Below are 15,151 nucleotides of genomic sequence, written 5' to 3'. Positions count from 1 at the left end.
TTACCTTGTGGGGCACCCACGCAGGTGGGCGTCGAAAAGCGCTTTAGCTTTTTGGGGTTGAAAAAGACCACTATTTTAAAGGAGAGTTACTTGGCTCGGCAGAAAAAGCGTGCCGCTAGTGCTTGGGAACGATGGCCAAAACGTGCAATTGCAGTGTTTTTGCTCATCGTTGTCGGTGTTTATGCGCTCGTACTATTTACAGGTGATCGTTCAGCTACTCCAAAGCTGGGTATTGATCTCCAGGGCGGAACTCGTGTCACCCTGGTTCCTCAGGGTGAGGAGCCAACGCAGGATCAGCTCAATCAAGCTCGCACCATTTTGGAAAACCGTGTTAATGGCATGGGTGTTAGTGGTGCAAGTGTCGTTGCTGATGGAAACACCCTGGTCATCACCGTTCCTGGCGAGGACACCTCGCAGGCCCAGGCACTTGGTCAGACCTCGCAGCTGAATTTCCGTCCGGTGGGACAAGCTGGCATGCCAGATACCACCACGTTGATGCCAGCATTGCAGGAAATGGCCAATCGTTGGGTGGAATATGGTGTGATCACCGCTGAGCAGGCAAATGCCGCATTGAGCGAGATGAACACCGCAGTAGCCCAATCTGCCACAGCACAAGCCGAGGCGGCAGGCACTGAAGCACCAGCAGCAACTGAGGCACCAACCGTTTCTGCAACTCCTTTGGCAGAGCCAGCAAACTCCATTGAAGCCACACAGCGCCGTCAAGAAACCACTGAAATGCTGCGTGGGGATCGTCAATCAACTGACCCCACCACTCAGATTGCAGCAAGTTCTTTGATGCAGTGTGATGCTGATGGTCTTGATCCCATCGCTGGTACCGATGATCCCAAGCTGCCTTTGGTGGCCTGTGATCCAGCAGCGGGTGGCGTCTACATTCTTGATCCAGTGCCGCTGCTAAATGGTGAAACCGACGAAGAAAACGGTGCCCGCCTCACTGGTAATGAGATTGACACCGATCGTCCGATCACCGGTGGCTTTAATACTCAGACTGGCCAGATGGAAATCAGCTTTGCTTTCAAGTCCGGCGAGGGTGAGCAGGGCTCTGCTACCTGGGCTGCACTGACCAACCAGTACCTGCAGCAGCAGATTGCCATCACCTTGGACTCCGAGGTAATTTCCGCGCCTGTTATTCAGTCCGCAACTCCAGTTGGTTCTGCCACCTCTATCACTGGTGACTTCACTCAAACCGAAGCACAGGAATTGGCTAACAACCTTCGTTATGGTGCTCTGCCATTGAGCTTTGCCGGTGAAAACGGCGAGCGTGGCGGTACAACCACTACCGTGCCACCTTCATTGGGTGCGGCATCGCTGAAGGCTGGTTTGATTGCAGGTCTTGTCGGCTTGGCACTGGTTGCTATCTTCGTCTTTGCTTACTACCGCTTCTTCGGATTTATCTCCCTCTTCACCCTCTTTGCAGCTGGCGTGCTGGTTTATGGCTCCCTGATTCTGCTGGGACGTTGGATTGGATACTCCCTGGATCTAGCCGGCATCGCTGGTTTGATCATTGGTATTGGTACCACCGCGGACTCCTTTGTGGTCTTCTATGAGCGCATTAAGGATGAAATTCGCGAGGGCCGTTCCTTCCGTTCCGCCGCACCGCGGGCATGGGACAGCGCCAAGCGCACCATTGTCACCGGTAACATGGTCACCCTTTTGGGCGCTATTGTTATCTACCTGCTGGCCGTCGGCGAGGTTAAGGGCTTTGCCTTCACCCTCGGTTTGACCACCGTATTCGACTTGGTGGTCACCTTCTTTGTCACCGCTCCTTTGGTTATTCTGGCTTCACGTAATCCATTCTTTGCAAAGGCATCAGTCAACGGCATGGGCCGGGTTTATAAGTTGGTTGAGCAGCGCCGTGCCAATGGTGAACTTGACGAGCCAGAGTTTTTGAAGAAGATCCACGCTAGCGAGGCAGCTTCTGCAAGCTCTGCTACTGCGGGCTCTGCGGGCGCCACAGCGCCGGCGGGCTCTGCAAGCGCTGGGCAATCAGTGGAATCAGTGGACTCTGAGAAGAAGGAGGATTAAGAGCAATGACTGAATCATCAGCTTCCCAAGTTTCTCAGGAGAAACCACAAGTGAAGTCTAAAGGTGGCCTTTTTAATAGTCTTTACACCGGTGACGGTGGCATTGACTTCATTGGAAAATCAAAAATTTGGTACTGGATCACTGCAGCTCTGCTGATTGTGTCTATCCTTTTCATTGCGTTGCGCGGATTCTCTCTGAGCATCGACTTTGAGGGCGGCACCAAGATGAACATGCCAGCGGCGGATTATTCCACCACGGCAGTTGAAGAAACCTTCGTCGAAGCTACCGGCGTTGAGCCGGAAACCGTGCAGATCGTTGGCTCCGGCGAGTCCCGTACTCTGGAAATCCATTCCGAGCGCCTTAGCGATGAGCAGATTGAAAAAGCTCGCCTGGCCATTTATGAGGAATTCCAACCTCTCAACGCTGAGGGCCAGCCCAGCCCCGATGCTATCGGTAACTCCACTGTTTCGGAGTCCTGGGGTTCCACCATCACTCAGCGTATGGTCCTTGCTCTCATCGCTTTCTTGGTGGTTGCAGCAATCTATATTGCTTTCCGCCTGGAGCGCGAAATGGCAATCGCGGCCATGCTCGCTTTGGTAGTTGACGGCATTATTATCGCCGGCACCTATGCAGTGATTGGCCTTGAGGTTTCTCCAGCAACTGTTATCGGTTTGCTGACGGTGCTGACCTTCTCCATCTACGACACCGTGGTGGTTTTTGACAAAGTCCGCGAAAACACTGCTGGTTACGAGGGTAGTCACCGTCGCACCTATGCCGAACAGGCAAACCTGGCGGTTAACCAGACCTTCATGCGTTCTATTTCCACCACCATTATTTCCGCGCTGCCAATTATCGCCTTGATGGTTGTTGCAGTATGGATGATGGGCGTGGGCACCTTGAAGGACCTTGCGCTGATCCAGCTCATCGGCGTTATCGAAGGCACCTTCTCCTCCGTATTCCTCGCGACCCCATTGCTGGTCAGCCTCAAGACCCGCCTGTCCAAAACCAAGAAGCACACCGCTGAGGTTGTTGCTTCCAGGCAGGAAAAGAACGCGCTTATCGACGCCACCCCTGCCGTGCCACTCGGCGCGGTCACTGGGGAGCATGAGAGTGCCCCTGCTGCAGATGAAGCGCCAAAGAAGCGCAACATCACCAAGCCAGTGATTGATGATCACCGTTCCGGTGGTACGTGGCGACCTGGTAGAAGTTAATCTTTCTTTTTTAGATCCCGTCAGCAGTTTCAGCACTGCCGGCGGGATTTGCCACTTTCTGGGGCGACATCCGTATAATTGCGGATCTAATAGAATTTTGGAAAGGCTGGGTACTGCGCACATGAGGTTTGCTAAGTCACGCAGTGTAGTGACACTTATAGCGACATCCTTGTTGCTGGCTAGCTGCGGTGAGGCAGGGGAACAACCCACAAGCCACCAAACCAGCCAATTTGGCTACGCGGTTAATTCATCGCTCTCCACCACAAATGCTGCTTCCTTAAGGGGTGTAGCAACAGAAGCCGGCCTGCTTTCAGCACGTCTTTACCCAGGCGTTTATGTCCAAGGTCCATCTGGCCAAATGATTCCCAATACTGACCTCGCCTCTGCGCAGGTGCTACCTGGAATTAACCGTCAGGTTATCTACACGATTAATCCCGATGCCAAATACTCTGATGGTCAGCCAGTGGTTTGTGATGACTTCCTCTTAGCAGCTACTGCTGCTCAGATGCCTGGCACCTTTAAATCTCAGGTCCCTTTGGCAGAGCAAATCGAAAGAGTCGACTGCGTCTCTGGTTCCAATATTGCCACCGTGGTATTCAAGGAAGATCAGGGGGAGCGCTGGCGTTATCTCTTTGATCAGGGCACAGTGTTGCCAGCCCACGCTATCGCGGCAGAAGCTGGTATAACTTTGGACGCGCTTAATACGGCTTTGCATAACAAAGATTCCGTAGCGCTAGAAACAGTTGCTCAAATTTGGAATGACGGATACCAACTCGAAAGCTTTAACCCTGCTCTCCAGGTTTCATTTGGCCCTTATAAAATCGATTCCGTAGGCGAATTCGGGGAAGTAAAACTAATTCCCAATGAGTTTTATAGCGGTGATAAGGCCATCGAGGAAGAAGTAACTGTCTGGCCTAAAGGTTCTGATCTCAACGCAATTGCCACCAATGGCAACCTGCAAATTGCAGATGTAGGCGCCTGGGAAAGTGAAGCGTGGGTTAATCGCGACGATCCGCTTAATCCTTATGACATTAAAGAAGAAGTTGGTGTGCTCACGGAGCAGTTGACCTTGGCTTCTGCAGGAGTGTTGTATTCCCCTGAGGCTCGTCAAGCTTTTGCAGCCTGTGTAGACCAACAAGCCGTTGCACAAGCTTCATCTAGGGTCTCTGGAATTGAAGTGCCCGCAGTTGGGGTGCATTCAGTGCGCCATCAAAATCCTGTTGCGCAACAATTAGGTGACTTACCAGCTCAGCATTTAGCCGTAGATATTAATGCGGCTTCTGCGCTAGCAGGTCAAACCATTCGCATTGGATATGACGGCCCTGATGAGCGCAAGGCTGCCATGGTGGAAGCAATTAGAGTTAGTTGTGAACCTGCCGGTATTACCGTGGTAGATGCCTCTGAAGGCGAAGTAAGCCTGAGTGATCTCAGCCGAACTGTAGTTAGTGAGTGGGGATATGAGCAGAGTTTTGAGGGCACGCTCGATGCAGTACTACGAGCTGTAGATCCTAATAGGGAATATGGAAGTGCTAATTCTCTAGGCTCAGATCCAGCAGCTACGAGGCAGACCGAGGAAGAATTGTGGGAGCAAGTTCCCTCGATTCCTTTGGCCGCGCAGCCCCGAGTGTTTGTGATAGACCGCACAGTCGGTAACGTTGTTGTAAATACAGATCTTTCCGGTATCGGATGGAACATGGACCGTTGGTCTAGAAGTGAGGATTAAGTAGTGACCGAAGCAACTCAAAGCACCTTCGACAGGGCTCGCCAAGCTCTTGAAGAAAAGACCCGCTATGTCCAGGATTTCCCAGAGGCGGGCGTGCTTTTTGAGGATCTCACTCCGGTGTTGGCAGATGCAAAGGCATTTGCTGCAGTTGTTGATGCCATGGCAGAAGCAGCCGAAAAGCTGGGCGCCGATGTCATTGGTGGCCTTGACGCTCGTGGCTTCTTGTTGGGCTCTGCTGTGGCATACAAGCTGGGTCTCGGTGTTATGGCAATCCGCAAAAAGGGCAAGCTTCCACCTCCAGTGCATTCCCAAGAGTATGAATTGGAGTATGGAAAAGCAGCTTTGGAACTGCCATCTGAAGGTATTGAACTAGCTGATAAAAAGGTTGTTCTGGTAGATGATGTGCTTGCTACCGGCGGAACCTTGGGTGCAGCACGTAAACTAATTGAATCCTGTGGCGGCGAAGTCTCCGGATACGTTCTTGCCATTGAGGTCGAAGGCCTCGGTGGACGTGAGCGTCTTGGTGACAAGCCAGTCATCGTGGTCAGAGATCCTAAATAAGGGATCAAGAAAGGCGGCAGGAAAATGAGTCTGGAGCGTAATCCGCAGAAATCTTCCATTGGCATGCGCAGCATGTCAGCCAGGCTTGCCCGCAGTCTTACCGGTAACAGGGTAAGAACTAATCCAGTTTTGGATCCGCTGCTAAGCATCCATCGCAAGTTCCACCCTCGAGCTGATGCTGCAGTACTTGAGCGTGCCTATGACACTGCTGAGAAATTGCATGAGGGCGTCGTCCGTAAATCGGGCGACCCATACATCACTCACCCTTTGGCTGTAGCGACCATCGCGGCTGAAATTGGTATGGATACCACCACCTTGGTTGCAGCTCTGCTGCATGACACCGTGGAGGATACTGATTATTCCCTCGACGACCTCACCAATGATTTTGGTGGGGAAGTGGCCCGGCTAGTTGATGGCGTGACCAAGCTAGACAAGGTCGCATTGGGTGCTGCCGCCGAGGCTGAAACCATTCGTAAAATGATCGTTGCCATGAGCCAAGACCCTCGCGTATTGGTTATCAAGGTGGCTGATCGTCTGCACAATATGCGTACGATGCGCTTCCTGCCGCCAGAAAAGCAGGCCAAAAAGGCCCGCCAAACTTTGGAAGTAATTGCTCCGCTAGCCCACCGTTTGGGTATGGCCAGCGTGAAGTGGGAGTTGGAAGATCTTTCCTTCGCCATTCTTTATCCCAAGAAATATGAAGAGATCGTGCGTTTGGTGGCAGATCGTGCACCATCCCGTGATCGCTACCTTAAAGAGATTATTGATCAAGTAACCGATGGTCTGCGGGAAAATAGCATTACCGCAGAGGTTCTTGGTCGACCAAAGCACTATTGGTCGATTTACCAAAAGATGATCGTGCGAGGCCGCGACTTTGACGACATCTTTGACCTGGTGGGTATCCGCATCCTGGTTGATAACGTTAATAACTGTTATGCAGCCATTGGCGTGGTGCACTCCTTGTTCAACGCTTTGCCTGGTCGTTTTAAGGATTATATTTCCTCACCTCGCTTTGGGGTGTACCAGTCTCTCCACACCACGGTCATGGGGCCTGGTGGTAAGCCACTAGAAGTGCAAGCTCGAACTCATGAGATGCACTACAACGCGGAGTTCGGCATTGCTGCGCACTGGCGTTATAAGGAAACCAAAGGCAGCCACAACGGTGAGCAAGCTGAGGTTGATCAGATGGCGTGGATGCGTCAGCTGTTGGATTGGCAAAAAGAAGCTGCCGATCCTAATGAGTTCCTTGACAGCTTGCGTTATGACCTGACCTCAAAGCAGATCTTCGTCTTTACTCCGAAGGGAGATGTGGTCAACCTCCCGGTTGAGTCCACCCCTGTGGACTTTGCTTATGCTGTTCACACGGAGGTTGGTCACCGCTGCATTGGTGCCAAAATTAATGGCAAGCTGGTTGCTTTGGAAACCAAGCTGAAGTCCGGTGATCGTGTTGAGATCTTCACCTCGAAGGATCAAAACGCCGGACCTAGCCGTGGCTGGCAAGACTTTGTGGTGTCCCCACGTGCCAAGGCGAAGATTCGCCAATGGTTTGCTAAGGAACGTCGCGAAGAATACTTGGAGGCTGGTCGAGATTCCCTCGCAGCAGTTATTCAGCGTGGTGGCTTGCCAATGCACCGCCTGTTTAACGCCACCTCTATGAAGACTGTGGCAACAGAGCTGCACTATCCGGATGTTGATGCCTTGTACACCGCCATCGGCTCGGGTTCGGTCTCGGCGCAGCACGTGGTCAATCGTCTCATGGCTATTTTTGGCGATTTCGAAGATGCCGAAGATGCTCTGGTTGCTCGCACTCCATTTAGCGAGCTAGTGAATTCTCGTGCCAATACCGATGGCGAGACGGGAATCCTTGTCGAGGGCAGCCAAGATGTGTTGGCTAAGCTCGCTAAGTGTTGTATGCCAGTACCTGGTGACGAGATCTTTGGATTTGTTACCCGTGGTGGTGGAGTGTCGGTGCACCGTACCGATTGCACCAACGCAGAAAAGCTCCGCGAAGAGCCAGAACGTATGGTTTCAGTGGCTTGGGCTTCCGAAGGTAGGGGCTCCATATTTTCTGCCACCCTGCAATTGGAGGCACTTGATCGTGAAGGTCTGCTCTTTGAGCTCACCCGGGTGATCAGTGAGCAAAAGGTCTCTGTTACTGCGATGCACTCGCACTCATCGGAGGATAGAGTAGCCACCGTGCGCTTTACTTTTGCAGTATCTGATACGAAGCAGTTGGGATCGTTGATGACTCAATTGAGAAATGCAGAAGGCGTCTTTGATGTATACCGCGTAACCTCAGGCGGTTAAGTAAAACACGACAAATGCCCGGGACCATTAGTGGTCCCGGGCATTTGTGCTGAAGATAGGAAAAATCCCAGTGTGAGCAAGAATCACACTGGGATTTTAGAGTTCTTAAAGTAAAGACTTACTTGAAGAAGGTATCCAGCTTGCTGGTGAAGGACAAGACGGTGGAGAGCGCACCGATGATTGCGGTGATGATGCTGATCCAAGCGGTGATGTTCTTGGTGTCAGAAGAGCCGGACTCTGCTTCCTTGGTAGGGGTAGCAGTGACAACGGAGGTCTTGGTCTCGGTCACGGTGATTGGAGCAGCAGGGGTGCTGGTCTGAGAAGTGGTTGGTGCCGCAGAGGTGGTCTCGGTGGTGGTTGCAGTGGTGGAGACATCCTGAGCAAAAGCAGGAACAGAGAGTGCAGAGGCGGAAATTGCTGCTGCAGTGCCAAGTGCAACCAGGGAGGTACGGGAGAAGAGCTTCATGTCCTGGGTCCTTCGTTTCAGGGAAATATAATTTTCTCTGATCACCTTAACCGTGGTGTTATCTACGTGCAAGGGTTACGTGATGAAATATGACGAAAACTCTCAGTCTGTGAACCAAAGAGGCCAAAGTTCACTCTTTATTAGGTAAAAGCTGAGATTTTCATGCCTTTGCATTAGAATTGGAAGAAATTAACACCCCTTTTCGGGGTTAGCTATGTATGTGGGTATGTATTGCATTCAACTGCAATTTTCCCTGCAAGGGAGCCGCAACTGCAGTATTTTTCTAGACAAATATTCACTTTCCGAAAAGATAGTGCTATCTAATAATTTCCTGGCAGTCACCCGTCGAAAAGCTCTTTAAAAGCTCTAGGTCGCACACCCTGTTGTAGACATGAAAAAGCCGTGATACCCCGCAGGGGATCACGGCTCAAGGGAAAAACTAGCTCACAGTAGCAGTGCTAATGCGAACCTCGGTAGCTGGGGCGCCATCGCTGGCACCGTCAGCAGCGCCGGCTGCTGCAATGGAGTCCAAGGTTGCTAGACCTTCATCGGTGATCTTGCCGAAGTAGGTGTAGTTAGGCTGCAGTGGGGAATCCTGGTAGTTCAGGAAGAACTGGGAACCGTTGGTGCCAACGCCGGCGTTAGCCATTGCAATGGTGCCGCGGGAGTAGATCACAGGATTGGTGGTATCAGTTGCTTCATCGGTGGGGTACTCATTGGCAAAGTTGAAACCAGGTCCGCCAGCGCCGGTGCCGCTAGGATCGCCACACTGGAGCACGTAGATGCCAGAAGTGGTGATGCGGTGGCAGACAGTGTCGTTGTAGTAGCCCTCAGCTGCAAAGTGCTCAACGGCATTAACGGTACAAGGGGATACAGAGCGATCGAGTTCCATACCGATATTGCCCTGAGCAGTAGCCAAATTGACGGTCACAGTGCCAGTTGCTGGGATGTTCTCGGTAGCAGGCTTGGAAACCGTGCGGGAAGCCTCGCCAGCGTCGGTGTATTCACAAGTGACAGTGTCTGCAAGTGGGGTGGTGCGGGCAAGAGACAAGGTCTCATAGCTTGGTGCTTCAGTGGTGGTAGCTGAAGTTTCTTCTGCCGTGATTGCCTCATCTTCGGTTCCCCGAGTTGAGGCGTACCAGATTCCGCCAACGACAACGAGGATGACAGCCAAAGAAGCAAAAACAACTGTCAATGGTTTCGTTTTTTCTTTCAAATCCCGGCTCTTGATTTCTTTTTCAAGCTGGGAGAGCGCCTTTTGGCGGCGATCCTTATTTGTACTCACAGAGTTTGATCCCTTGCCTCATTCAGTGTCTTTGGTCATTTTTAACCTGAGTCAAAAATCTTCACCATACTAACTTGAGCCACTCTACCGTGTGAAGATTGGAGGAAGCTGCAGCGTGTTCTTAATTTTGGGAAGGGGAGCATTAGACTAGTGGCCTATGGAGATTCTCGGCTTTGCAGCAGGTCCTTATAAGACCAATTGTTATGTGGTTCGCGGTGGAAATGAAGTAGCCATCATCGATCCGGGTATGCACTCATATGACAACCTGGTGGAATACATCACCAGTAATGATTTGACGGTAGATAAGGTTGTGCTGACTCACGGCCATATTGACCACATCAGGGACGCTGGTGCAGTGGCACAGCGCTTTAATGCACAGGTCTATATCCACGCTGCAGATGCCTTCTTCCTGGAATCCTATAAAGCTTCGGGATCCAAGTCCGCGTTGCTTTTTGACGCTGCCAATATGATCTCACCAACTCCAGAAGAACTGCAGGAGCTTGTCGACGGAGAAACCATCACGCTGGCAGGCGAAGAATTTAGCTTGGCTCATGCACCAGGACATTCCCCTGGTTGTACTTTGTTGGTTGGCAAGGAATATTGCTTCTCAGGTGATGTGCTCTTTAAGGGATCAATTGGTCGCACCGATTTGGAATGGTCCGATGACGCAGCCATGCAAGAATCCTTGCGCACCGTAGTTTTGGGCCTTGATGATGCTTTACAAATCCTGCCTGGACATGGTCCAACCACCACGATGCGAGCCGAGCGTATGAGCAACCCTTATTTGCGCGCCCTAAACTCTTAAAAAACCAGGCAAGTACTACACCAACACAGTGAATAGGTATCGTTAATAATCGTGAGTGAACAGAAAAAGTCCGAGAAGATTCAGCCCTTTACTGCCCCTAAGGGTGTACCTGATTACACCCCTCCACAGTCTGCTGCATTCCTAGCAGTACGCGATAACTTTATTCAGCAGGCACATAATGCTGGCTTTGAGCACATTGAGCTGCCAATCTTTGAAGACACCGGACTTTTTGCCCGTGGCGTTGGTGAATCTACCGACGTGGTGAGCAAGGAAATGTATACCTTTGCTGACCGCGGTGATCGTTCCGTTACCCTGCGTCCAGAAGGTACCGCTGGTGTCATGCGTGCAGTTATTGAACACAGCTTGGACCGCGGTCAACTTCCCGTAAAGCTCAACTATGCAGGTCCTTTCTTCCGTTATGAGCGTCCACAGGCTGGCCGTTACCGCCAGCTGCAGCAGGTTGGTGTCGAGGCCATTGGTATCGATGATCCAGCACTAGATGCTGAGATCATTGCCTTGGCGGATCGTTCCTACCGCAGCCTCGGACTAAAGGGTTTCCGTCTGGAGCTCACCAGCCTTGGTGACCGTAACTGCCGTCCGGCCTACCGCCAGAAGCTGCAGGATTTCCTCTTTGCTTTGCCATTGGATGAGGAGACTCGCAAGCGTGCGGAGCTCAATCCACTGCGTGTGCTTGATGATAAACGCCCAGAGGTCAAGGAAATGACTGCGGATGCACCATTGATGCTTGATCACCTGGATGCGGATTGCCGCGAGCACTTCGAGACTGTCACCGGTCTACTGGACGATATGGGTGTGCCTTATGAGGTCAACCCACGCATGGTGCGCGGTCTTGACTACTACACCAAGACCTGTTTTGAGTTTGTTCACGATGGCCTGGGTGCACAATCCGGCATCGGTGGTGGTGGTCGTTATGACGGCCTCATGGCACAGCTTGGCGGACAGGACCTTTCCGGCATCGGTTACGGCCTCGGTGTGGATCGCACTTTGCTTGCTTTGGAAGCCGAGGGTGTCACCGTAGGCGCTGAGCGTCGTGTTGATGTTTATGGTGTCGCACTTGGCGCCGAAGCCAAGGAAGTTCTAGCTGTGGTTATTAATCAGCTGCGTGCGGCAGGTATTTCTGCCGATATGTCCTATGGTGACCGAGGTCTAAAGGGCGCGATGAAGGGCGCTGATCGCTCCCGCGCGCTCTACACCCTCGTGCTCGGCGAGCAGGAGCTGGAGAATGACTCCATCGCTATCAAGAACATGCGCGCGCATGAGCAGTACGATGTTGCCCTTGATGGAGTTTTGCAGTTCTTGCAGGACAAACTAGAGAGCTAGAGGTTTGCGTCGAAAAGCGCTTTTCGACGCGCCCCTCGCCCTAACACTCGGTGTAGTTGACGGGGAAACCGAGGGTGGTTGCCAAACCACCCATGGAGGTTTCCTTATATTTGGTGAGCATGTCGCGACCCGTAGCCGCCATGGTCACCACTACATCGTCCAAGCTCACGCGGTTATTTCCCTCGCCGATACGAGCCAGGCGTGCGGCATTAATAGCTTTGACCGCGCCAATAGCGTTGCGCTCAATGCATGGAATCTGCACCAAGCCGCCGACTGGATCGCAGGTAAGCCCCAAGTTGTGCTCCAAGGCGATCTCCGCGGCGTTTTCCACCTGCTGCGGATTTCCACCTAGCACCGCACAAAGGCCGGCAGCTGCCATAGCGGACGCAGAACCAACCTCACCCTGGCATCCTACTTCTGCGCCGGAAATTGAGGCATTTTCCTTGATGATAATGCCCACTGCACCTGCGGTCATAAGGAAAATACGAGCTTTTTCTCCATCAAAACCGGCCAGGAAATCGCGTGCATAATGCATGACAGCCGGGATAATTCCGGCAGCACCATTGGTTGGTGCGGTAACCACGCGACCACCGGCAGCATTTTCCTCATTGACAGCCAAGGCATAAAGGTTGACCCACTCCATGGCGTCGAGGGAAGAACCCAATGCGATATTGTGCTTACCTTTGACCAGGTCATGCACCATCGGCGCGCGCCGGGAGACATTCAACCCACCAGGCAAGGTGCCAGGAGTTGCGATGCCTTGAGCCACACAGTCCTGCATAATCTTCCATACGTGATCCAAGTGCGCATAAACCTTATTAATGTCGCCATGAATGGCGGTTTCATTAACCTCCATGACCTTTGCAAAGTCTTCTTCAAAGGAGAGTAACTGGGCTGCAGTTTTAAAAGGTTTGGTCAAAACCACTTCTGGGTGAACAGTTGATGCACCAGAGCCGAGCGGTCCACGATCTAGCAGTTCCTCAAGGCTCAGAATGAAGCCACCGCCCACTGAAAGATAAGTGCGGGTGCTGCTGCCCTTGAAGGTAACTGCATTTGGATGTTCTTTAAGAGGCGTTGGATCAAAGGTGAGTGAATAACTTATTGTGCCGAGGGGACCGCTGACTGTTCCCTCGGCTGGAATCGGTGCGCCGGGGATGGGGGCCGCGTCGATAGGCACGGTGGTGGGTTCCCATCCCACCAGACCCAATAACACCGCACGATCTGTGCTGTGGCCTTTACCTGTTGCAGCCAGCGAACCGTGCAGCACAATATCCACATGCTCACTGGGGGAGTGCTTGATAAACTCCAATGCCGTTCGCATGGGGCCGACGGTATGGGAGGATGATGGTCCGATACCGACACTAAAAAGATCTACAACGCTAATTGCCATGGCTGAAGGTGGGCCTTTACTTTAGGTGCAAAATAGAATTTGAACTGAATAGGATTCGCCCGATTTTAGCCATCTAGTTTTGTTTAGGTGGTTTTCCCACGCGGAAAGTGAAAAATGCCCGCCACCCTGTGTGTTTTTACACGGGGTGACGGGCATTGTGTTCAGTTTCTAGCTGGCGCCGTCGTGGCCTTTGAGAAGATCAGCGAAGCTGCTGAAGTTCTCACCAGGGGTTACGCCGGTGTGGCGATTGCGACGGAAGGATAGATCCGCGTCCTGATTGGCAGTTGCGCCGCCTAGACCCTCCACGCTGCTGAAATCCTGCAGCATAAGGGTTGCTAGTTCGCCGGCTGCGCGATTAACTCGCCTTTCAAAATCTGCACCTGCTTCGGTACCAAAGTCCTCGGTGGCGGCAAAGACACCGGTGGGGACAACCACTGCTCGCAGGTAGTTAAACAGCGGGCGAATGGCATGATCTAGTACGAGGGAGTGACGGGCTGACCCAGCCGATGCCGCAATGATGGTAGGCAGACCCACAATAGTCTTGGGATCAAGTACATCAAAGAACATCTTGAAGATGCCGGAATAGCTAGCGGTGAAGACTGGGGTCACCGCAATAAGACCATCGGAGTTAGCCAGGCGTTCCTTGGCAGCGTCAAGTGCTGGTGAGCTCATACCGGCGCTGGTGAAGGAGGTAGAGAGATCAAAGATGAGATCGCGGATCTCAATAACTTCGATGTCTAGCGCTTCTCCACGAGCAGTCACCGCAGCATTAACTGCTTTGGTGAGCTGATCAGCAACAGAGCGAGTGGTTGAAGGATTGGATAGACCTGCAGTAACTACAGTGAGCTTGCGCATTGTCTCTCCTTATTTCTCATCGGATGGCTGGCCGGGGTTTACCTTGAAGTGTGGGCTATTTGGGTTAGCCAACAGGGAGCTGTGGGTTGGAGGATCGGAAGGAACGTGATCTGGGCGACGCTCTTCCATGCGACGGCGGACCTCAGGAACAACATCGCGACCCAGACGTTCGATCTGATCCAGGACAACCTCAAGTGGCAGACCGGCGTGATCAACCAAGAATAGTTGGCGCTGGTAATCGCCCACCCAGTCAGCAAATTCCATAGTGCGCTCGATGACTTGTTCCGCAGTACCCACGGTCAGTGGTGTCATGCGGGTGAAGTCCTCCATGGATGGGCCGTGGCCATAAACCGGAGCGTTGTCGAAGTAAGGGCGGAAGAACTTCTTGGCCTCTGCTTCGGTGTCGCCGATAAATGCCTGTCCACCCAGACCAACGATGGCCTGATCAGCTTGGCCATGGCCGTAGTACTCAAAACGCTGACGGTAGAGGTTTACCATTTGCGCGGTGTGCTCTTTGTTCCAGAAAATGTTGTTGTGGAAGAAGCCATCGCCGTAGAAGGCTGCCTGTTCTGCAATTTCGGTGGAGCGGATGGAACCGTGCCAAACGAAAGGCGCAACACCATCAAGTGGAGCTGGGGTAGAGGTATAACCCTGCAATGGAGTGCGGAACTTACCCTGCCAGTTCACTACTTCCTCACGCCACAAACGACGCAGTAGGTGGTAGTTCTCAATAGCTAGTGGGATGCCCTGACGGATATCCTTGCCAAACCATGGGTAAACCGGGCCAGTGTTTCCGCGTCCCATCATCAAATCAACACGGCCGCCGGAAAGGTGCTGCAAGAACGCGAAGTCCTCGGCAATCTTCACTGGGTCATTGGTGGTGATCAGGGTGGTAGAGGTGGAAAGCAGCAGTTTTTCGGTCTTTGCTGCGATATAAGCCAGGTGAGTGGTTGGGGAAGAAGGAACGAAGGGAGGGTTGTGGTGCTCGCCGGTGGCGAAAACATCTAATCCAACTTCTTCTGCCTTGAGGGCAATTTGAGTCATTGCCTCAATGCGCTCGGCCTCAGTGGGAGCCTTGCCGGTGTTGGGATCTACGGTGACATCGCCGATGGTGAAAATTCCGAATTGCATGATATGCGCTTCTTTCTGGAGGCTGCTAACTAA

The 15,151-nt window shown here is 52.5% G+C and carries 12 protein-coding genes; 7 read left to right on the top strand and 5 right to left on the bottom strand.

Translation table 11 applies throughout. From position 1 onward, the window contains the following. The first annotated feature begins 90 nt into the window (after positions 1 to 90). The 5 genes from secD (at position 91) to H924_RS07895 (ending at position 7,845) form a co-directional block, all read left to right on the top strand. Positions 91 to 2,043, top strand: coding sequence for a protein translocase subunit SecD (gene secD / locus H924_RS07915; RefSeq protein WP_042392958.1), 1,953 nt, complete (start codon positions 91 to 93; stop codon positions 2,041 to 2,043). 5 nt (positions 2,044 to 2,048) lie between these two features. Continuing rightward, positions 2,049 to 3,254 (top strand): protein translocase subunit SecF, encoded by a 1,206-nt coding sequence (secF, locus tag H924_RS07910; protein ID WP_015651440.1) that lies wholly within the window; start codon positions 2,049 to 2,051, stop codon positions 3,252 to 3,254. A 121-nt stretch (positions 3,255 to 3,375) separates the two neighbouring features. After that, positions 3,376 to 4,977: an ABC transporter substrate-binding protein gene (locus H924_RS07905; protein ID WP_029703208.1), complete on the top strand. Its 1,602-nt coding sequence runs from the start codon at positions 3,376 to 3,378 to the stop codon at positions 4,975 to 4,977. Positions 4,978 to 4,980: 3 nt separating this feature from the next. Then, positions 4,981 to 5,538, top strand: a complete 558-nt coding sequence (locus tag H924_RS07900) for an adenine phosphoribosyltransferase (RefSeq protein ID WP_015651438.1) — start codon at positions 4,981 to 4,983, stop codon at positions 5,536 to 5,538. A gap of 24 nt (positions 5,539 to 5,562) precedes the next feature. Next, positions 5,563 to 7,845 carry a RelA/SpoT family protein gene (locus H924_RS07895; RefSeq protein ID WP_015651437.1) on the top strand — a complete coding sequence of 761 codons (2,283 nt, stop codon included), beginning with the start codon at positions 5,563 to 5,565 and terminating at the stop codon, positions 7,843 to 7,845. Positions 7,846 to 7,963: 118 nt separating this feature from the next. Here the strand turns inward: H924_RS07895 and H924_RS07890 are convergent, their stop codons facing one another. Both H924_RS07890 and H924_RS07885 read right to left on the bottom strand, forming a co-directional pair. After that, positions 7,964 to 8,311, bottom strand: a complete 348-nt coding sequence (locus tag H924_RS07890; protein WP_015651436.1) for a hypothetical protein — start codon at positions 8,309 to 8,311, stop codon at positions 7,964 to 7,966. 439 nt (positions 8,312 to 8,750) lie between these two features. Continuing rightward, complete coding sequence (locus H924_RS07885; protein WP_015651435.1) at positions 8,751 to 9,596, bottom strand: peptidylprolyl isomerase; 846 nt, start codon at positions 9,594 to 9,596, stop codon at positions 8,751 to 8,753. 157 nt (positions 9,597 to 9,753) lie between these two features. Between H924_RS07885 and H924_RS07880 the strand changes: the two genes are divergently transcribed. Both H924_RS07880 and hisS read left to right on the top strand, forming a co-directional pair. Then, the gene (locus H924_RS07880) at positions 9,754 to 10,401 is read left to right on the top strand and encodes an MBL fold metallo-hydrolase (RefSeq protein ID WP_015651434.1); all 648 of its coding nucleotides are present in this window, start codon (positions 9,754 to 9,756) and stop codon (positions 10,399 to 10,401) included. A 51-nt stretch (positions 10,402 to 10,452) separates the two neighbouring features. Next, positions 10,453 to 11,742, top strand: coding sequence for a histidine--tRNA ligase (hisS, locus tag H924_RS07875; protein WP_015651433.1), 1,290 nt, complete (start codon positions 10,453 to 10,455; stop codon positions 11,740 to 11,742). A 40-nt stretch (positions 11,743 to 11,782) separates the two neighbouring features. Here hisS and H924_RS07870 read toward each other — a convergent pair whose 3' ends face one another. The 3 genes from H924_RS07870 to H924_RS07860 form a co-directional block, all read right to left on the bottom strand. Further along, positions 11,783 to 13,132, bottom strand: coding sequence for an L-serine ammonia-lyase (locus H924_RS07870; protein WP_015651432.1), 1,350 nt, complete (start codon positions 13,130 to 13,132; stop codon positions 11,783 to 11,785). A gap of 168 nt (positions 13,133 to 13,300) precedes the next feature. Then, complete coding sequence (locus H924_RS07865; protein WP_015651431.1) at positions 13,301 to 13,987, bottom strand: FMN reductase; 687 nt, start codon at positions 13,985 to 13,987, stop codon at positions 13,301 to 13,303. A 9-nt stretch (positions 13,988 to 13,996) separates the two neighbouring features. After that, positions 13,997 to 15,118 carry a CE1758 family FMN-dependent luciferase-like monooxygenase gene (locus H924_RS07860; protein ID WP_015651430.1) on the bottom strand — a complete coding sequence of 374 codons (1,122 nt, stop codon included), beginning with the start codon at positions 15,116 to 15,118 and terminating at the stop codon, positions 13,997 to 13,999. Positions 15,119 to 15,151 lie beyond the last annotated feature (33 nt).

Source organism: Corynebacterium callunae DSM 20147 (assembly GCF_000344785.1).
Taxonomy (GTDB): Bacteria; Actinomycetota; Actinomycetes; order Mycobacteriales; family Mycobacteriaceae; genus Corynebacterium; species Corynebacterium callunae.
This window is presented reverse-complemented; position numbering and strand designations above follow the sequence as displayed.

Excerpts from the sequence above, each read along its gene's own strand:
- secF (WP_015651440.1), top strand. The coding sequence starts at position 2,049 with ATGACTGAATCATCAGCTTCCCAAGTTTCTCAGGAGAAACCACAAGTG.
- H924_RS07905 (WP_029703208.1), top strand. The coding sequence starts at position 3,376 with ATGAGGTTTGCTAAGTCACGCAGTGTAGTGACACTTATAGCGACATCC.
- H924_RS07895 (WP_015651437.1), top strand. The coding sequence starts at position 5,563 with ATGAGTCTGGAGCGTAATCCGCAGAAATCTTCCATTGGCATGCGCAGC.
- H924_RS07890 (WP_015651436.1), bottom strand. The coding sequence starts at position 8,311 with ATGAAGCTCTTCTCCCGTACCTCCCTGGTTGCACTTGGCACTGCAGCA.
- H924_RS07880 (WP_015651434.1), top strand. The coding sequence starts at position 9,754 with ATGGAGATTCTCGGCTTTGCAGCAGGTCCTTATAAGACCAATTGTTAT.
- H924_RS07870 (WP_015651432.1), bottom strand. The coding sequence starts at position 13,132 with ATGGCAATTAGCGTTGTAGATCTTTTTAGTGTCGGTATCGGACCATCA.
- H924_RS07865 (WP_015651431.1), bottom strand. The coding sequence starts at position 13,987 with ATGCGCAAGCTCACTGTAGTTACTGCAGGTCTATCCAATCCTTCAACC.
- H924_RS07860 (WP_015651430.1), bottom strand. The coding sequence starts at position 15,118 with ATGCAATTCGGAATTTTCACCATCGGCGATGTCACCGTAGATCCCAAC.